The sequence below is a fragment of the Leifsonia psychrotolerans genome, assembly GCF_013410665.1.
In the GTDB taxonomy this organism is placed as follows: Bacteria; Actinomycetota; Actinomycetes; order Actinomycetales; family Microbacteriaceae; genus Cryobacterium; species Cryobacterium psychrotolerans_A.
Genome location: NZ_JACCFM010000001.1, coordinates 894,491 through 913,198, shown reverse-complemented (window position 1 = coordinate 913,198; position 18,708 = coordinate 894,491). Strand labels below are relative to the sequence as shown.

17 protein-coding genes are annotated in these 18,708 nt (G+C 62.7%); 4 read left to right on the top strand and 13 right to left on the bottom strand.

Translation table 11 applies throughout. From position 1 onward, the window contains the following. The first annotated feature begins 118 nt into the window (after positions 1-118). The 3 genes from HNR05_RS04150 to HNR05_RS04140 all read left to right on the top strand — a co-directional run bounded on the left by HNR05_RS04150 (position 119) and on the right by HNR05_RS04140 (position 2,939). Positions 119-922 (top strand): peptidylprolyl isomerase, encoded by an 804-nt coding sequence (locus tag HNR05_RS04150; protein WP_343062454.1) that lies wholly within the window; start codon positions 119-121, stop codon positions 920-922. Positions 923-1,010: 88 nt separating this feature from the next. Further along, the gene (locus HNR05_RS04145; RefSeq protein WP_179577869.1) at positions 1,011-2,243 is read left to right on the top strand and encodes a DUF349 domain-containing protein; all 1,233 of its coding nucleotides are present in this window, start codon (positions 1,011-1,013) and stop codon (positions 2,241-2,243) included. Positions 2,244-2,333: 90 nt separating this feature from the next. Beyond that, a complete protein-coding gene (locus HNR05_RS04140; RefSeq protein WP_179577868.1) occupies positions 2,334-2,939 on the top strand; it encodes a hypothetical protein in 606 nt (201 codons plus the stop codon). Positions 2,940-3,081: 142 nt separating this feature from the next. Here the strand turns inward: HNR05_RS04140 and HNR05_RS04135 are convergent, their stop codons facing one another. The 13 genes from HNR05_RS04135 to HNR05_RS04075 form a co-directional block, all read right to left on the bottom strand. Beyond that, positions 3,082-5,334, bottom strand: a complete 2,253-nt coding sequence (locus HNR05_RS04135; RefSeq protein WP_179577867.1) for a RelA/SpoT family protein — start codon at positions 5,332-5,334, stop codon at positions 3,082-3,084. 70 nt (positions 5,335-5,404) lie between these two features. Then, complete coding sequence (gene secF, locus HNR05_RS04130; protein WP_179577866.1) at positions 5,405-6,406, bottom strand: protein translocase subunit SecF; 1,002 nt, start codon at positions 6,404-6,406, stop codon at positions 5,405-5,407. Beyond that, positions 6,406-8,142 carry a protein translocase subunit SecD gene (secD, locus tag HNR05_RS04125; protein ID WP_179577865.1) on the bottom strand — a complete coding sequence of 579 codons (1,737 nt, stop codon included), beginning with the start codon at positions 8,140-8,142 and terminating at the stop codon, positions 6,406-6,408. The genes secF and secD overlap by 1 nt, the downstream gene beginning before the upstream one ends. Positions 8,143-8,211: 69 nt before the next feature. Then, positions 8,212-8,607, bottom strand: coding sequence for a preprotein translocase subunit YajC (gene yajC / locus HNR05_RS04120; protein WP_179577864.1), 396 nt, complete (start codon positions 8,605-8,607; stop codon positions 8,212-8,214). 75 nt (positions 8,608-8,682) lie between these two features. After that, positions 8,683-9,732 (bottom strand): Holliday junction branch migration DNA helicase RuvB, encoded by a 1,050-nt coding sequence (gene ruvB, locus HNR05_RS04115; protein WP_179577863.1) that lies wholly within the window; start codon positions 9,730-9,732, stop codon positions 8,683-8,685. Further along, entirely contained in the window at positions 9,729-10,361 is a 633-nt protein-coding gene (ruvA, locus tag HNR05_RS04110) for a Holliday junction branch migration protein RuvA (RefSeq protein WP_179577862.1), read from the bottom strand. The genes ruvB and ruvA overlap by 4 nt, the downstream gene beginning before the upstream one ends. Beyond that, on the bottom strand, positions 10,358-10,978 hold the full coding sequence (ruvC, locus tag HNR05_RS04105; RefSeq protein ID WP_179580555.1) for a crossover junction endodeoxyribonuclease RuvC: 621 nt from the start codon (positions 10,976-10,978) through the stop codon (positions 10,358-10,360). The genes ruvA and ruvC overlap by 4 nt, the downstream gene beginning before the upstream one ends. Before the next feature lie 10 nt (positions 10,979-10,988). After that, positions 10,989-11,753: a YebC/PmpR family DNA-binding transcriptional regulator gene (locus HNR05_RS04100; protein ID WP_179577861.1), complete on the bottom strand. Its 765-nt coding sequence runs from the start codon at positions 11,751-11,753 to the stop codon at positions 10,989-10,991. A gap of 220 nt (positions 11,754-11,973) precedes the next feature. Next, complete coding sequence (pdxT, locus tag HNR05_RS04095; RefSeq protein ID WP_246318348.1) at positions 11,974-12,567, bottom strand: pyridoxal 5'-phosphate synthase glutaminase subunit PdxT; 594 nt, start codon at positions 12,565-12,567, stop codon at positions 11,974-11,976. Positions 12,568-12,577: 10 nt separating this feature from the next. Further along, the gene (pdxS, locus tag HNR05_RS04090; RefSeq protein WP_179577859.1) at positions 12,578-13,480 is read right to left on the bottom strand and encodes a pyridoxal 5'-phosphate synthase lyase subunit PdxS; all 903 of its coding nucleotides are present in this window, start codon (positions 13,478-13,480) and stop codon (positions 12,578-12,580) included. 96 nt (positions 13,481-13,576) lie between these two features. After that, positions 13,577-14,110 carry an HIT family protein gene (locus tag HNR05_RS04085; RefSeq protein ID WP_343062676.1) on the bottom strand — a complete coding sequence of 178 codons (534 nt, stop codon included), beginning with the start codon at positions 14,108-14,110 and terminating at the stop codon, positions 13,577-13,579. Between the two features lie 43 nt (positions 14,111-14,153). After that, the gene (thrS, locus tag HNR05_RS04080; protein ID WP_246318501.1) at positions 14,154-16,103 is read right to left on the bottom strand and encodes a threonine--tRNA ligase; all 1,950 of its coding nucleotides are present in this window, start codon (positions 16,101-16,103) and stop codon (positions 14,154-14,156) included. Between the two features lie 82 nt (positions 16,104-16,185). Further along, positions 16,186-17,265 carry a hypothetical protein gene (locus HNR05_RS04075; protein WP_179577857.1) on the bottom strand — a complete coding sequence of 360 codons (1,080 nt, stop codon included), beginning with the start codon at positions 17,263-17,265 and terminating at the stop codon, positions 16,186-16,188. A 216-nt stretch (positions 17,266-17,481) separates the two neighbouring features. Between HNR05_RS04075 and HNR05_RS04070 the strand changes: the two genes are divergently transcribed. After that, positions 17,482-18,666 (top strand): glycosyltransferase, encoded by a 1,185-nt coding sequence (locus HNR05_RS04070; protein ID WP_179577856.1) that lies wholly within the window; start codon positions 17,482-17,484, stop codon positions 18,664-18,666. Positions 18,667-18,708: the final 42 nt, after the last annotated feature.

Below are 18,708 nucleotides of genomic sequence, written 5' to 3'. Positions count from 1 at the left end.
GTTCAGTTTCCCCTGGTTGCGTAGAGTTCATCGTGGTCGAGCACGCAACGCGTGCCCGACTGTATTGTCTGCCCCGCATATTGCGGCACTGACCTCACGGTCAATCAGGAGGATCCGAGTGGCCCAGAACCCTAAGCAGGAGCGCGAAGCTCGCGCCCGCGTGCGCAGCTATCAGGCACGTCGCAACGTGCACGAACACCAAGTGAAGCGTCGTCGCCGTGACAATATCGTCGCCGGCAGTGCACTCCTCGGGGTGATCGTGCTCGCAGTCGGAGCTCAGCTCTTCTTCTTCAACGGTGGACCGGGCACTCCGGCGGCCAAGCCCAGCGCCTCCCCCACCGCGTCGGCGACCCCGACCGATGCTCCCCCGGCTGCGGCCGGAGAAAACAATGGCGATGTACCGCCGTCGACGCTCGCCGAGGATCGCACCTGGACCGGCACGATGACGCTCAACGACGTGCCGCTCACGTTCGAGCTCGACGGAAAGCTTGCCCCACAGGGTGTGTCGTCGACCATTAGCTTGATCCAGAAGGGCTTCTACACCGGCCTGTCCTGCCACCGTCTGACCACGGGGGGCTTCGACGTGCTGCAGTGCGGCGATCCCGACGGCACCGGTGGCGGCGGCCCCGGCTACAGCTACGGCCCCATCGAGAACGCTCCCGCCGACAACCTCTACCCGGCCGGCACCCTTGCGATGGCGCGTCAGGGCGGCAACGGGTACAGCATGGGCAGCCAGTTCTTCATCGTGTATGGCGACACCACCATCCCGGCAGATAACGCCGGAGGCTATACCGTGCTCGGAAAGGTCACGGGCGGGCTCGACAAGCTGAAGACCGAAATCACGGATGCCGGGGTCGAAGGCGGCGGCAGCGATGGCAAGCCCGTCGTTCCCACAACGATCACTGCGGTCACAGTTCAGTAGGAACTGCCCGCTCTGCGCCAGCGTGCAATAGGCTGGTTCCGTTATGTCCCCATCTCTGGGTCGACAATTATTCTAAAAGGTGAGGCTCTTGACTACGACAGATCAGCAACCATGGGGTCGCGTAGACGAAACCGGCACGGTTTACGTGCGCGAGGCGTCGGGCGAGCGTGCCGTCGGGCAGTATCCTGACGCCACTCCCGAAGAGGCATTGGCCTACTTCGAGCGCAAATATGTCGAACTGAACGGCCAGGTCACTCTGCTCGAACAGCGTGCCAAGGGCGGCGCGCCAGCGGCAGACATCGCCAAGGCCGTCGCGAATCTGCAGGCCGCGCTCGTCAATGCGAATGCCGTTGGAAACCTTGCCGCTCTCACTGAGCGTCTGGGCGCCCTCGGTGGCGCAGTGACCGAGTTGACCGAGCAGCAGAGTGCAGAGTCGAAGGCACAGGCTGCCGCCGCTCTGGCCGAGCGCGCACTCATTGTCGAAGAGGCCGAGCGCCTCGCCGCCGAAGATCCGGCCAAGACGCAGTGGAAGCAGGCCAGCGCGGCTCTCGACGCTCTGTTCAGCCGCTGGCAGGCGCACCAGCACGACGCGCCCCGCATTCCGAAGGGTGAGGCGAACGAGCTCTGGAAGCGATTCCGTGCCGCACGCACCATCATCGAGCAGAACCGCAAGGCGTTCTTTGCCGAACTCGATAGCTCACACAAGGACGTCCGCAACCGCAAGCAGCAGCTCATCGCGCAGGCCGAAGCTCTCGCACCGCAGGGCGCCGACGGCATCAACACGTACCGCAATCTGCTCGACGACTGGAAGCTGGCCGGACGCAGCGGTAAGAAGCAGGACGACGCCATGTGGGCGAAGTTCAAGGCTGCCGGAGACGTGCTCTACGGCGCGAAGTCTGAGATTGAGGCAGTCGAGAACGAGGAGTTTGCGGGCAACCTCGAGTTGAAGCTGGCCCTCCTTACCGAGGCCGAGCCGCTGCTCACTGAAACTGACCGCACCAAGGCCCGCACCGCTCTCAGCGCCATCCAGCGTCAATGGGATGAAATCGGCAAGGTTCCGCGCGACCAAGTCAAGGTCATCGAGGAGCGCATGCGCAAGGTGGAAGCCGCCGTGCGCAAGCTGGACGACGACCATTGGAAGCGCAACAACCCCGAGACGAAGGCTCGCACCGAGGGCCTCACTGGTCAGCTGAACAGCGCCATCGCCAAGCTGGAGGCCGCACTGGCCGCCGCAGAGGCGAGCAAGGATGCCAAGGCGATCGCCGAGGCCACCGAGGCACTGGAAACGCGTAAGGCGTGGCTGAAGGCGATCGGCCAGTAGCCGACTTCTTCACAGGAGTGAAGGCCGGGATCTATTCACAGATCCCGGCCTTTTTTCATGTGGCGGTAGCCGAGGGACGATCCTAGGGGAATGCCCCATCGCCTGAGCGCTGTGCTCAACGACCTCGACCTTCCGCTCGCCGAACTGTGTTGCGCACGACTCGACGGTGAGCTGTTCAAGATCGACGAGTTCTGGTACCCGGTCGATAGCGTCGACGGCATCGAACTGCGTGCACAGGCTCTCAGCCTCCTTGCTCCCCCGCGGGCGATCGCCGAATTGCATAGCGCCACCTGGATCTACGGTCTGGAGCCCGCGCCATTCCGTCACCAGATCTGCGTCGACGTGACCGCCCGGACGTGGGTCGATGTGGCCAGCGCTCTCGTCCCGCGTGAACGGCGACTCGTCACCTCAGACACGCAGGTCCGGGCGGGGTTTCGCCTGACCACCCCGTTGCGCACAGCGGTTGATCTGGCACAGTGGTCTCACCTGGGCACTCCCGACGTCGTGCCACTGCTCGCCGCCGTCTTGCGTTTCGGCGGCTACCGGGATACCGCAGCGGCGGTGAAGCTCTGTGCCTCCCGACGCTCCACGAATACTAGCCATGCCCGTACGAGACTGGCCGCGGCGCAGGCATTTCTGTTCGCGGATGCCCCACAAGCCGACCCGGACACCCCGACACGCGACCTCCGCCCGTGATCTCAAGCCAAAAACTCGACCCGCTCGGTCGACGACAACCCGCTGGTCGACGACAACCCGCTGGTCGACGACAACCCGCTGGTCGAGCTTGTCGAGACCCCGCCAGCCGCTCCCCGGACTAATAACCCCGGACTAACGAGCCTTAGCCGTCACTCACCCGGTACACGTCGTAGACGGCGTCGATACGGCGCACGGCGTTCAACACGCGGTCGAGGTGGGTGGTATCCCCCATCTCGAAGATGAAGCGGCTGAGCGCCAACCGGGCGCTTGAGGTGTTGACCGTCGCCGAGAGAATGTTGACGTGATGCTCGGAAAGCACCCGCGTGACATCCGACAGCAGACCAGAGCGGTCGAGCGCCTCAATCTGAATCTGCACCATGAACAGGCTCTTTGAGGTCGGCGCCCATTCCACGTCGATCATGCGCTCGGGCTCTTTCAGCAGCGACTGCACGTTGTGACAGCTCGCCTGGTGCACCGAGACGCCGGAACCGCGCGTGATGAAACCGACGATCTTGTCGCCGGGTACCGGCGTACAACACCGAGCGAGTTTCACCAGGATGTCGGGCGCGCCACGCACCAGAATTCCCGAATCGCTGCTGCGCAACGTCTGCGTGCGGCCGCGGGGAGCAACCGGAAGATCAGTGCTGTACACCTCTTCAACGGTCTGCAGCGAGGCCAGCACCTTTTCAAGCACCGACTGGGTCGAGACGTGGCCTTCACCCACCGCGGCATACAGTGCGGAGACGTCTTCGTACTTCATCAAGGCGGCAACCTCGGCGAAGGAATCCTGGTTCATCAGTTTCTGCAACGGAAGGTTCTGTTTACGCATCGCACGGGCGATGGCATCCCGGCCCTGCTCGATCGCCTCGTCACGACGTTCTTTGGTGAACCACTGGCGGATCTTGTTACGCGCCCGCGGGCTCTTGACGAAGTTCAGCCAGTCCTGACTCGGCCCCGAGTCGGGGTTCTTCGAGGTGAACACCTCGACGACATCGCCGGTCGATAGCGTACTCTCGAGCGGCACGAGGCGACCGTTGACCTTCGAACCCATGGTGCGGTGGCCCACTTCGGTATGCACCGCGTAGGCGAAGTCGACGGGCGTCGCACCCGCCGGCAAACCGATGACTCGGCCCTTGGGAGTGAAGACGTAGACCTCTTTGGCGCCGATCTCGTAGCGCAGCGAGTCCAGGAACTCTCCCGGATCGGCGGTCTCGGCCTGCCAGTCGGAGATATGCGCCAGCCAGGCCATGTCGGTGTCGTTGTGCGGACCTACGCCGGTCGACTTGCCGTTGACCTGTTCTTTGTACTTCCAGTGCGCCGCCACGCCAAATTCTGCACGCTGATGCATCTCTTGCGTACGAATCTGAATTTCGACCGGCCGGCCGCTCGGACCGAGAACCGTCGTGTGCAGTGACTGATACAGGTTGAATTTGGGGGTCGCGATGTAGTCCTTGAACCGGCCGGGCAGCGGCGTCCACCGCGCGTGAATCGCGCCGAGCACGGCATAGCAATCACGCACCGAGTTCACCAAGACACGGATGCCGACGAGGTCATAGATCTCGTCGAATTCGCGGCCCCGCACCACCATCTTCTGGTAGATCGAGTAATACTGCTTCGGACGCCCGGCGACCTTACCCCGGATGCGGGCTGCCTTCAGATCATCGTTGATGTTGTCAATGACTTGCTGGACAAACTCTTCACGCTGCGGAGTGCGCTGCTTGACTAGGCTTTCAATCTCGGCATACAGCTTGGGGTACAGCACCGCAAACGAGAGATCTTCGAGCTCCCACTTGATGGCCTGAATACCCAGTCTGTGCGCGAGCGGCGCGTAGATCTCGAGCGTCTCTGTCGCCTTGCGGGCGGCCGACTCTGCCGGCACGAAGCCCCAGGTGCGCGCGTTGTGCAGCCGGTCCGCGAGTTTGATGATGAGCACACGGATGTCTTTCGACATGGCGACGATCATCTTGCGAACGGTCTCGGCCTGCGTGCTATCGCCGTATTTCACCTTGTCGAGTTTGGTGACGCCATCGACGAGCATCGCGATCTCGTCACCGAAATCGGCACGCAGCTGGTCGAGCGTGTACTCGGTGTCCTCGACCGTGTCATGCAGCAGGGCCGCAGCCACCGTCTTCGGACCGATCCCGAGATCAGCGAGGATCTGAGCGACGGCGACCGGGTGGGTGATATAGGGCTCCCCACTACGGCGTTTCTGACCCTGATGCGCCAGATCTGCCGCGGCGTAGGCCCGCTCGATAATCGAGAGTTCAGCCTTCGGGTGGTGCATGCGCACCGTCTTGATCAAGTTCTCGATCGCACCGGCCGGCTGAGCCCGAGAAAAGATGCGGGGAACAAGGCGGCGAAGTGACGCAGCCGACGGAGTCGCCGTTTCTGACATCACTTCACCTCACCTGTTCGATTCACCGTGTCTTGTTCAGCACAGTACAGCTGTTCGCTGCGCGTTTGACCTACGCGCTGACCTCGGCCTTTGCGTCCTGGCTGGCTTTCGCCTGCAGAGCCAGCGCCTTCTTGTCTGCCTTGCGGATGGCCGGCTCTCCTTCACGCAGGTTCGCGTAAAGAGGCGCGGCGATGAAGATTGTCGAATAGGTACCGACGATCATACCGATGAGCAGGGCAAGCGAGATATCGCGCAGTGTGCCGGCTCCCAGGATGAACGCACCGATCACCAGAATGGACGCCACGGGGAGTACCGCCACGACCGAGGTGTTGATGGAGCGCACCAGGGTCTGGTTGACAGCCAAGTTGACCGATCCGGCAAACGTGCGGTTCGACTCCTCCGCAGTGTTTTCGCGCACCTTGTCAAACACCACGACGGTGTCGTACAGCGAGTAACCCAGGATCGTCAGGAATCCGATCACTGCGGCCGGCGTGATCTCAAAGCCGGTCAACCCGTAGAACCCGGCAGTGATGATGAGGTCGTGCAGGAGGGCGATCATTGCCGCAAGCGACATCTTCCAGGTGCGGAAGTACAAAGCCATGACGACGGCTGCAAGAGCGAGGAAGATCAACAGACCGCGCAGCGCCTGACCGGTGATATCCGCGCCCCACGACGGCCCGATGAATGACGAGGTGACCTGGGTCTCCGGAACGTCATACGCCTTCGCCAGGGCGGTGCTGACGTCGCGGCTATCGTTCGAGGTGAGCTGGTCGGTCTGTACCTGGATCGAGTTCGTGCCCACAGTTGTCACCCGTGCAACGGCGTCCGGAACGACATTGGCGACGGCATCGGATGCCGGTGTCTGGCCTTGTGCCGCGACATCCGACACGACGAATGTTGAGCCACCGGTGAACTCGATGCCAAAGACGAACCCACCACGCAGCAGTGGTCCGACGATGGCGATAAGAATCATCACGGCCGCAACCAGGTACCAGACCTTGCGCTTACCGACAATGTTGAACGAGCGTTTGCCCGTGTGCAGGTCGTTACCGAACTGGGAGAAGCTGGCCATTAGGAATTCTTCCCCTCTTTCGATCCACCCTGGGCGGCGGCCTCAAGTTCGGCGGCCTTCCGTTCGGCGATCGTCTGACGTTTTTCGGCTTCTTTCTTCGAAGAAGCGGTTTTGGTGGATGCCACGGCGGCCGACGGTCGGAACTGCGCCCGACCGCGATAGGCGGCTCCCAAAGCACGGGGGTCCAAGCCACTGAACCGATGGCCCTCACCGAAGAACTTGGTCTGAGCGAGCAGCTGAAGCATCGGGTGGGTGAACAGGATCACGACCAGCACGTCGACGATCGTCGTGAGCCCGAGTGTGAGCGCGAAGCCCTTCACGTTGCCGACGGCCACGACGAACAGCACGGCTGCGGCGAGGAAGTTGACCGTGTCGGACGCCAGGATGGTGCGGATGGCGCGCTTCCAACCGGCCTCAACCGAGGACTCGAGGCCGCGTCCGTCGCGCAGTTCGTCACGAACCCGCTCGAAGTACACGATGAACGAGTCGGCCGTGATGCCGATCGCGACGATCAAACCCGCGACACCGGCCAGCGAAAGACGATAGCCCTCCCGCCAGGACAGGATCGTGATGATCAGGTATGTGATGATCGCGGCCACGGTGAGCGAAGCCACTGTAACGAGTCCGAGGAGCCGGTATTGGATCAGTGAATAGATCACCACCAAGATCAAACCGATCAGGCCGGCGATCAGACCGCTCATCAGCTGGGTGGAGCCGAGGGTGGCCGAGATGGTCTCGTTGCTCTGCACGGTGAAGCTGATCGGCAGTGCGCCGAACTTCAGCTGGTCGGCAAGAACCTTCGACGTGTCCTGGGTGAAGTTACCGCTGATCTCTGGCTTGCCGTTGGTGATCACGGCCAGGGTTCGAGGAGCAGAGATGACGGAGCCGTCCAGCACAATGGCGAACTGGTTCTGCACTCCCTGCAACCCGCTCAGTCGCTGGGTTACGGAGGCGAACTGCTTGGTTCCCGTGGCATCGAAGACGATGTTCACGGCCCAGACGCCCGTGGTCGCACCACTCTGCGTGGTCTGCTGGCCGTTCGTGGCGTTGGTGATGTTCTCGCCGCTGACCTCGACCGGTCCCAGGATGTACTTGACCGAGCTGTCTTCTTCACAGGTGATCAGAGGCTTGTCAGCGGGAGCGACATTGGTCGTGTTGATGCTGGAGCATTCGAATGAGTCGTACTCGGCCTGCAGCTCGGGGGTGACCCAGGCCAGGTCGCTGGCGTTCGTCGGCTTGGTCGTCGGAGTCTCCGCCGGTGTCGGCTCAGTAGCTGGAGTGGCGGACGGCTCGGCAGACGGCGTAGCCGTGCTCCCGTCGCTGCCCATACTGGCCGGGGACGGCTGACCCGCTTCAAGCACGGGCCGGAACTCAAGCTTGGCCGAGGATTCGATCCGGTTGATCGTTTCCGCGTCGGGGGTGCCGGGAATCGACACAACGATGTTCTGACCACCCTGAGTGTTGATCTCGGCTTCCGAGACGCCCGACGAGTCAATGCGCTGACGGATGATGGACACAGCCTGATTCAGCTGCTCCTGCGAGACGGTCTGACCCGAAGCGAGCTTCGGAGCCAAGATAATCTGTGTGCCGCCCTGAAGGTCAAGTGCGAGCTTCGGCGCCCACGCGCCCCCACCAAAGGCGACGCCCAAGCCATTGATCGCGACGAGGCCGACAATAATGACGCCTAACCAGATGAGGGAACGTCGGGCCTTCTTGACCGGGGACGACTTTGCCACCTATGAACTCAGCTTTCTATGCTCGTGCCCGCGCTGAAAGGCGCGGGCACGGGAGAGGGAGAGGGATTGTTACGCGTCGCCCTTTTTGGGCTCAATGTCGTCGTGGTCGACACGCTGGCCGAACTCGGGCTCACCCAGGAGAGTGGCGTGGTCCTGGTTGAGCTCTACACCGGCGTGCTCATCATCGGTCAGGACCTCGACGTCGCGGGGCTCAACCACACGGGCGATGGTCTGACGGTGGATCTGCACGGTGGTGCCGGGCGCGATCTCAAGCGCGACCTTGTTCTCTTCTTCGTCAATCGACACGATGGTGCCGTAAAGACCGAAGTTCGTCATCACGTCTGCGCCGGCGACGATGGTCGTCTGCAGCTTCTCCTGGTCGGCTTTGCGCTTGCGCCCATTGCGGAACATGAAGAAAACGAGCAGCGCCAAGACGGCGAGCATGACGAGGGTCATCAGATCCATGAAATTGTGAAACCTTTCGATTGTGGCTTGTCAACCACATCAGTCGAATAACTGGGCGTTGCGAACCATCCTGAATTATAAGTCATCAAGTGTGAGACCTACCTGAGGATGATCAAGCCCAAAGTGCCGCCACGCTGCGGCAGTTGCTACGCGTCCTCGAGGAGTCCGCGTGAGGAATCCTATCCGTACTAGGAAGGGCTCAACGACCGCTTCGACGGTTTCGGCCTCTTCTCCGACCGAAACTGCCAGAGTATTCAGGCCAACTGGCCCACCCCCAAAACGGGTCAAAATGATGTTCATCACCTCGCGGTCAAGCCGATCGAGCCCAATCGCGTCGACGTCGTAGAGCTCGAGAGCGGCGTGCACAGCCGCAAGGTCGGCGCGACCGCCGTGCACGAGTGCATAGTCGCGAACCCGCCGCAGAAGCCGGTTCGCGATGCGAGGAGTACCCCGGGAACGTCCTGCGATCTCGGCCAGCGCCCGGCGCTCGATGTCGAGGCCGAGCAGAGGAGCGGCCCGCGTCAACACCTGCTCGAGTTCGTGCTCCGCGTAGAACTCCAGGTGGGCGGTGAAACCGAAGCGATCTCGCAACGGGTTGGGGAGCAAACCCGCGCGTGTCGTGGCGCCGACCAGCGTGAAGGGCGCGAGTTCAAGTGGCACTGACGTTGCACCGGCGCCCTTGCCGACCATGATGTCGATGCGAAAGTCTTCCATCGCCAGGTAGAGCATTTCTTCGGCGGACCGGGCCATGCGATGAATCTCGTCAATGAAGAGCACCTCGCCCGGCATCAGCGACGAGAGCACTGCGGCGAGGTCCCCTGCGTGCTGAATGGCGGGGCCACTCGACATGCGGAGCGGGCGGTTGTCTTCATGGGCCACGATCATAGCTAGCGTGGTCTTGCCGAGCCCCGGCGGGCCGGCCAAAAGAATATGGTCCGGTGTGCGTTTCTGCATGGCCGCCGCGGTGAGCAGCAATTGTAACTGACCGCGCACCTTCTCTTGACCGACGAACTCGGCCAGGCTCTGTGGCCGCAATGCGCCTTCGAAAGCCAACTCGACGTCGCCCTCGACCCTGGGATTGGTCAGTTCGATTTCGCTTTCGTGGCCGGTCAGATCCGCGTTCATGAGCGATTCCCGACCGTGTGCTGAGCTGGGCCGAGTCGAGACAGCGACAGGCGCAGGATCGTGGCCACAACAGCTTGATCGGTCTCGTTTGCTGCCGCCATCGTCTCGTCAACGATCTGTATCGCAACTCGCTCTGGCCAGCCCAAGCCGATCAAGGCGGTCTGCACCGTGGCGGCGACACCACCGGCGGCACCGGTCGGGCGACCAACTGGAGCTCCGGCATCCTCCGTCAGGTGCACCTTGCCCGCCAAAGACAGCACGATGAGCTTCGCCGTCTTCGGGCCGATTCCGCTCACCTTGCGGAAGGCTCCATCGTCTTCGGTCTGTACGGCCCGAGCGATCTGGTTCGGGGTGAGAGCCGCAAGCACGCCCAAGGCCGATTTGGGGCCGACCCCGGTGACGCCGACCAGAAGCTCAAATACAGCGAGCTCCCCGGCGGTGGGAAAGCCGAACAGGGTGAGCGAATCTTCGCGCACGATGAGGGTGGTCAGAAGCAGCGCTTCGTCACCGATACGCACCGACAACGCGGTGGACTGGGTGGTTTGCACGGCCAAGCCCACTCCCCCGACTTCAATGACGATTGTGCTGCCGACGGCGGAGAGAACGGGGCCACGAACTGAAGAGATCACCGCTTTAGACTACGCGGCACGACCGACGAGCCCGCCTTCTGCTCCGCGGCGCGCCATGCTTGTTGTGCGGGTGTCAGCGCCGCCCGGGGCGCGCCGACTTCGGATGCGGCAACGGATGTCGCAGTCGGCAGGGTTCCGCCGGCCGCGCCCGTGCGCCAGGCATGGCAGATCGCGAGGGCCAACGCATCGGCGGCATCCGCAGGCTTCGGAATCTCGGCCAGGCCGAGGATGCGGGCCACCATGGTGCCGACCTGTTTCTTCTCGGCGTTACCGTAGCCGGTGATCGCGGCTTTCACCTCGCTTGGCGTGTGCAGGGTGACCGGAAGGTTGCGCTCGGCCGCGAGTACCAACGCGACGCCACTGATCTGGGCCACGCCCATCACGGTGCTGACGTTCTGCTGCGCGAAAACCCGCTCGATCGCCACGAATTGTGGCTGGTGGCGGTCGAGCAGTTCTTCGATGCCCTGACTGATCAGCAACAGTCGCCGTTCAAGCGGCATATCAGCTGTGCTGCGCAGCACCGTCACGTCGACCAATGTTGCCCGGCGGTTGCCGGCAACGTCGACAACACCGACGCCACAGCGGGTGAGGCCCGGGTCGATGCCGAGCACCCGCACCGCCATCGGATTACTCTGACTCAGCCTGAAGCTGCGCCTGAACCTCGGGAGTGAGGTCATAGTTGCTGTAAATGTTTTGCACGTCGTCGAGGTCTTCGAGAGCGTCGATCAGGCGAAACACCTTGTGAGCGGTCGGAGCGTCGATATCGACCTTGAGCGACGGCACGAATGCGGCATCTGCCGAGTCATAATCGATGCCCGCATCCTGCAGCGCCGTGCGCGTGGCGACGAGATCGCTGGCCTCGCAGAATACTTCGAAGGTTTCACCCTCATCGACCACTTCTTCGGCACCGGCGTCGAGCACTGCCATCAGAACATCGTCTTCCGTGACACCGGCAGATTTCGGAACGACCACGATGCCCTTGCGGTGGAAGTTGTAGGCCACGCTTCCGGGGTCGGCCATGGTGCCGCCACTCATCTTCATGGCGGTGCGCACCTCGGCGGCTGCACGGTTCTTGTTGTCGGTCAGACACTCGATCATGATGGCGACGCCGTGTGCTGCATAGCCTTCGTACATGATCGTCGTGTAATCGACAGACTCGCCACTCAGACCAGCACCGCGCTTGACGGCGCGGTCGATGTTGTCGTTGGGCACAGAAGTCTTCTTCGCCTTCTGGATGGCGTCAACCAGCGTCGGGTTACCCGAAAGGTCGGCTCCGCCCATCTTGGCGGCAACTTCGATGTTTTTGATCAGCTTCGCAAACGCCTTGGCCCGACGCGAGTCGGTAATGGCCTTCTTGTGCTTGGTGGTGGCCCACTTGGAGTGCCCGGACATGAATCTCCCGTTGTAGTACTTGCTTCGTGCTTGCTTGTCGCACATTCTGTGCACCACCGGGGTGCCACCCCAGTCTAGAACAGCGGGGCGGCATCCGTCGGCGTCCCGCGCGCCCCACCTCATGTCGTGGGACAGCGCCGCGAGATACCTCGAATAGCCCCTTGAACCCCGATCAAGGGGCCATTTGGGGTATCTCGCGCCCGATTTACGCGCGCGAGAGCTACGCGTTGAACCCGGCCGACGCGACGGTACGCAGGAAGTATTCGTGAAAGCGGTACTCCCCCGTGATCTCGGGGTGGAACGACGTGCCGAGCAGGTTGCCCTGCGTCACCGCAACACAGCGGCCATCCGCCAGCGTGGCCAGCGCCGTGGCCTTCGGGCCAACGGTTTCAACGACGGGTGCGCGAATGAACGCCGCGTGCACCGGCGGCTCGCCGAACTGCGGAATGTCGAGATCGGTCTCGAACGAGGCCGTCTGCGAGCCGAACGCATTGCGGCGCACGGCGATGTCCAGGCCGCCGATGCTCTCTTGGCCCTCGATGCCGTCCAGGATGCGGTCAGCCAACATGATCAGCCCAGCACAGGTTCCGTAGACGGGCAACCCCAAGCGCACGGCAGCGCGCAACGGCTCGGCCAGGCCGAACAATCGCGACAGCTTGTCCATGACGCTGGACTCGCCGCCCGGAATCACCAGCCCGTTGACACGGGCCAGTTCTTCCGGGCGACGAACATGCACGACATCGGCGCCGAGCGCGCGCAGAACATCCGCATGCTCACGAAAATCACCCTGGAGGGCGAGAACTCCAACGCTCATGAAGCGAGTGTTACCAGCCGCGCTCGGAGAGGCGGTGCGGGGCAGCGAGGTCTGACACATTGATGCCGACCATTGCCTCACCCAGACCGCGCGACGCATCAGCAATGACCTTGGCGTCGTCGAAGAACGTAACGGCCTTGACCACGGCGGCCGCGCGCTGCGCCGGGTTGCCCGACTTGAAGATGCCGGAACCGACGAAGACGCCGTCTGCACCCAGCTGCATCATCATTGCGGCGTCGGCCGGGGTGGCCACGCCACCGGCGGTGAAGAGCACGACGGGAAGCTTGCCCGTCTCGGCGATCTCGGCGACGAGAGCGTAGGGAGCCTGCAGTTCCTTGGCGGCAACGTACAGCTCGTCCTTGCTGAGGGCCGCCAGGGCACGGATCTCACCGTTGATCTTGCGGATGTGCTTGGTTGCTTCTGAGACGTCGCCGGTGCCGGCCTCGCCCTTCGAGCGAATCATGGCAGCACCCTCGTTGATGCGGCGCAGCGCCTCACCGAGGTTCGTGGCGCCACAGACGAAGGGAACCTTGAAGTTCCACTTGTCGATGTGGTTGACGTAGTCCGCCGGGCTGAGCACCTCGGACTCGTCGATGTAATCCACGTCGAGTGCCTCGAGAATCTGAGCCTCGACGAAGTGGCCGATACGGGCCTTGGCCATGACCGGGATCGATACCTCGGCACGGATGCCGTCGATCAGGTCGGGGTCGCTCATCCGGGCGACGCCACCCTGTGAGCGGATGTCGGCCGGAACACGCTCGAGGGCCATGACAGCCACGGCGCCGGCATCTTCTGCGATGCGAGCCTGCTCAGCGTTGACGACGTCCATGATGACGCCGCCCTTCAACATCTCGGCCAGGCCACGCTTGACGCGGCTGGATCCAAATTGCTCTACGGAAGTGGTGTTAGTCATGAGGTCGATTCTAATCCTTGCGTGAGGGACGGGGCGGGACAGGGAAGGCTGGAGCGCGGCCCGTGGGCCGCCGTAACGGAGAACTGTGGGTGAGAACTACTGCTGGGACGCGGGCCAGGCTGCCGCGATTTCCTGACGAACGTCGCCAAGCAAACGAGGCAGCGCCTTGGTGCCGGCGATGATCGGGAAGAAGTTGGAATCCTGCGCCCAGCGCGGCACGAGGTGTTGGTGCAGATGGTCGGCGATTCCCGCCCCGGCGATTCGGCCCTGGTTCATGCCGATATTGAAACCGTCACAGCGCGACGTTGCCGTCAGCACCCGCATGGCGGTCTGCGTCAGGCTCGCAATTTCAGCTGTCTCATCCGGCGTAGCTTCGTCATACATCGCAATGTGACGGTACGGGCAGATCAGCACGTGTCCGCTGTTATAGGGGAACAGGTTCAGCAGCACGTAGGCGTGCGTGCCGCGTGCCACGATGAGGGCCTTCTCGTCGTCCATCTTCGGGGCGAGGCAGAACGGACAATCATCGGAATGCGGCTGCTGGCCATCTTGGATGTAGACCATCCGGTGCGGCGTCCACAGTCGCTGGAATGCGTCAGGAACCGCGGCGAAGTCGGAGGAGTTCTCGATGTCGACTCCCCCGACGGCGCTCGCACCGTTACTCGACTCGCCTTTACTGGACACTCGCGAACTGCTCCTGGTTCGTCACCTGCGCACGGGTTTCGATCGACGCCAGGATGCGGCGCACGGCCTCGGCGACCGGCACCCCGTTTTCTTGGCTGCCGTCACGGAATCGGAAGCTGACCGCTCCGTTGGTCTGGTCTTCTTCGCCGACGATGAGTTGGAAGGGAACCTTGGCCTTGGTGTGGTTGCGGATCTTCTTCTGCATGCGGTCGTCGGAGTTGTCGACTTCGGCGCGCACGCCGGCCTTCTTCAGCGTGGCGATGACGTCATCGAGGTAGGGACCATACTGCTCGCTGATCGGGATACCGACCACCTGCACGGGGGAAAGCCAGACCGGGAACGCACCGGCGTAGTGCTCTGTAAGCACCGCGAAGAATCGTTCGATCGAACCGAACAGGGCACGGTGAATCATCACCGGGCGCTGTCGCGAACCATCGGGTGCGGTGTACTCGAGGTCGAAACGCTCGGGCAGGTTGAAGTCGAGCTGGATGGTCGACATCTGCCAGGTACGGCCGATCGCATCGCGAGCCTGCACCGAGATCTTGGGCCCGTAGAACGCCGCTCCGCCCGGATCGGCGACCAGCTCAAGACCCGATTCGGCGGCTACTTCAGCCAGCGTCTGCGTGGCCTCGTCCCAGTCCTCGTCGGTGCCGACAAACTTCTTCGGGTCCTTCGTCGACAGTTCGAGGTAGTAGTCCTCCAGGCCATAGTCAGCCAGCAACTGCAACACGAAGTTGAGAGTACCGGTGAGCTCTTCCTTCATGCGGTCGCGCGTGGTGTAAATATGCGCGTCGTCCTGGGTCATGCCGCGCACCCGGGTCAGACCGTGCACCACGCCTGACTTCTCGTAGCGGTAAACCGACCCGAACTCGAACAAGCGCATCGGCAGGTCGCGGTAGCTGCGACCGCTCGAGCGGAAGATCAAGTTGTGGAACGGGCAGTTCATGGGCTTCAGGTAGTAGTCCACGCCCTGACGCGTCACGTGACCGTCGGCGTTGCGTTCCTCGTCGAGGTGCATCGGCGGGAACATCCCGTCGGAGTACCAGTCCAGGTGGCCGGAGACCTCGAACAGGTTCGACTTGGTGATGTGCGGGGTGTAGACGAACTCGTAGCCGGCCTCGGTGTGGCGCTTGCGTGAGTACGCTTCCATTTCTTGACGGATCACGCCGCCCTTGGGGTGGAAAACCGCGAGGCCGGAACCGATCTCTTCGGGGAAGCTGAACAGGTCGAGTTCGGCGCCGAGCTTGCGGTGGTCGCGCTTCGCCGCTTCTTCCTGTCGGGCCTGGAAAGCTCGCAGTTCGTCTTTGGTCGGCCAGGCCGTGCCGTAGACACGCTGCAGCTGCGGGTTCTTCTCGGAGCCACGCCAGTAGGCGGCGGCCAGACGGGTCAACGAGTAGCCGTTGCCGATCATGCGCGTGTTCGGCAGGTGCGGGCCGCGGCAGAGGTCTTTCCAGAGTGTCTCGCCGGTCTTCGGGTCGACGTTGTCGTAGATGGTGAGTTCGGCGCCGCCGACCTCGACCGACTCGTTGTCTGCCCCGAGTTCGGCGGTTGCGTCGGCGGCGCCACCCTTGATGCCGATGAGTTCAAGTTTGTACGGTTCGTCGGCGAGCTCGGCGCGAGCCTCGTCATCCGTCACGACACGGCGCACGAAACGCTGCCCTTGACGGATGATGCGGTCCATGGCCTTTTCGAGCGCCTTGACGTCGTCGGGGGTGAACGGTTCGGCCACGTCGAAGTCGTAGTAGAAGCCGTCGGTGACGGGCGGGCCAATTCCGAGCTTGGCGGTCGGGTTGACTGTCTGCACAGCCTGGGCGAGCACGTGTGCGGCGGAGTGGCGCAAGATGTTCAGCCCATCCGGCGAATCGATCGTGACAGGCTCGACGACGTCGGTCGTCGTCGTCTGCGTGGCGAGGTCTTTCAGTTCACCGTTGACGCGCATCGCGACAACAGACCGGTCGGTGAAAAGCTCAAAGCCGTCAACCACGTAAATCACTCCCTGATTTGTTACGAACCCTTCAACTTTAGTGGGAGCTGGCATCCGCCGTGACGGCAGCGATGTTCCGAACGAAAATTACCAGCCAGCCGAAGATGAACGCCGCCGCGATCAGCTCGAACGCGGTGAGGTTGTAATAGCCGATCGGAAAGAACATCACGGCCGCGACGACGATGCACCCTAGGAATGAGTAGCCGAGCAAAAAGAAGGTGCGCGGAAATCCCGGCAGCAGCCATCTGAGCGCGATCATGAGCACGAAGAACAGCACAACCATGCCTGTCGCCACGGTGTTGTGAACGATCAGTGCCCGATTCACCGGAACCAAGCCGACGCAGGCGAGCAGGATCCCGATCGCGACGAGTGCCCATTTGATGAGGGCGATACGGGCGCTGGCCTGGCCGAACAGACGCTTCGTCCAGGCCGAGAGATCGTTTGTTGCGTAATCGGCCATGATCGTGATCGTGGCGCCGGCCAGTATCAGGGTCACGTTGAAGGCGAGACTCGAGAAATCCCTCGTCGTGCCCAGAATGCTGAAGTTGAACTCCCACCAGTGCGGATCCGCCGTCGTGGTCATGCTCAGAAGCACGCCGCTGCTCAGGAACACGGTGAGCAGGTTCGAGAGTGTGTAGGCCGTCGTCGTCGCCGCTGAAAGCGACAGAAAGTAGGCAGTAGCAGCGCCGCTCACTCCCACCAACATCGTGCCCGTGAGCGTATCGACCCGGAGCCCCTGGAAGGCGGTCTGCAGCGTCGAGAACATGACGAGGCAGAGCATGCAGTAGATCGCGACATGCGTGAACGTGAGGGCTGTCGTGTCCCAGGCGAAGCGCAGTATCCGTCGTTTGGCGCCGGTCTTAGCCGCGATACGTCGTGAGGAGTCAATCGCGCTCACGACATAGGCAATGCCTCCCGTGAGCGACCCCGCCAGGATGGCGAGCAGGCCGACCGACCACCCCTTCCAGAGTGGCAAGTGCGTACCGTGCATGACCAGCAGCGCACAGAGCCCGGCCAGGACAAACGCCCCAGCGGCCAGGATGATGGCGCGCGATTCGACCCGGATGGCATACGTCTGTGCGAACGATCTCATCGCCGGCAGACCTGTTTTGTGCATGATGTGAGGCTAGTCCCTGCGTGCTGAATCACTCCCGAAAGGAGACTGCGGTATCATCATCCGACGGCAGCAGCGTCTGTGCTACACCCTCTCGTGGCCGATTCGGCGGGAGGCTTCACCAGATGACGACCGCGACGACGCGGGCCGCTGCCGGTTAACTCGTGCCGGAGCGTTCAGAGCCCGAGATGCCTTCATCCCAGATTGGAACACCCGACTGTGCCTGATAGGTCAGACCGTCCGCTGCGCGTTCTCATCGCGACAGATACTTTCGCCCCCGATCTCAATGGAGCCGCACGGTTCGCCCGCAACCTCGCGGTGCGCCTTGCTCGCAGGGGGAACTCAGTGCACGTCGTCGCCCCGTCGACGACCCTGGTCAGCAGTTCGCAACCTGAACTCTTCGACGGTCAATTGATCACCGTGCACCGTCTACGCAGCGTGCGTTGGTTACTCCACGACTGGATTCGCTTTCCGCCGCCCTGGGAGATCCGCAAGGCCGTCGGTTCCCTTCTCGACGAGATCGAGCCCGATGTCGTGCACATTCAGTCGTTCATCAATATTGGCCGATCGGTCAGTCTCGAAACGACGGCCCGCAATATTCCTCTCGTGGCCACAAACCACGTAATGCCCGACAACATCGTCGAATACAGCGGACTCCCCCGGCAGTTGCATCCGCCGCTCACCCGCTGGGGCTGGTCTCTCGCCTCGTCGGTGCTGACCGAAGCCGACATCGTCACGAGCCCCACGCCCATCGCCGCCGGCTACCTCGAAGAGAACACCACAGTGAACAGGGTGATTCCGCTGTCCTGCGGCATCGATCTCGGTCGCTTCAGACCGCACTTCAACCGCCCGGCCACGAACCGCGTTCTCTATGTCGGACGCCTCGATACCGAGAAGAATCTCGACATCCTCGTGCGTGCGTGCGCGATGCTTCCAGCCGCCTTGCAGGTGCAGCTTGACATCGTGGGTGGCGGCACCGAGCTGCGGCGACTGCAGAAACTCGCGGACCATCTGGGCGTCACCTCCCGGGTGACGTTTCATGGCCGCGTGACCGACGCGGCGATCGACGAGCTCTATGCGCAGGCATCCGTCTTCGTGATGCCCTCGACGGCCGAGTTGCAGAGCATCGCGACGCTTGAGGCGATGGCCAGCGGCGTGCCGGTCGTACTCGCGGATGCCATGGCCCTGCCGCACCTCGTCGATGAGGGGCGGAACGGCGTGCTTGTGCCGCCGCAGTGCTCGGAGTCGCTTGCGCAGGCGCTCGAGAGCATTCTTCTACTTCCGGACGAGGACTATTCGACCATGCGTCGGTGCTCCTACGAGCACTCGCTCGCGCACGACAGCACGGCCGTGACGTTGCGGTTTGAGGAGCTCTATCGCGACGCTCAGGCAATGCGCACGTAGCCGGGTGTGACTACAACGCTGTGCGCGCCGTGTCATCCATTC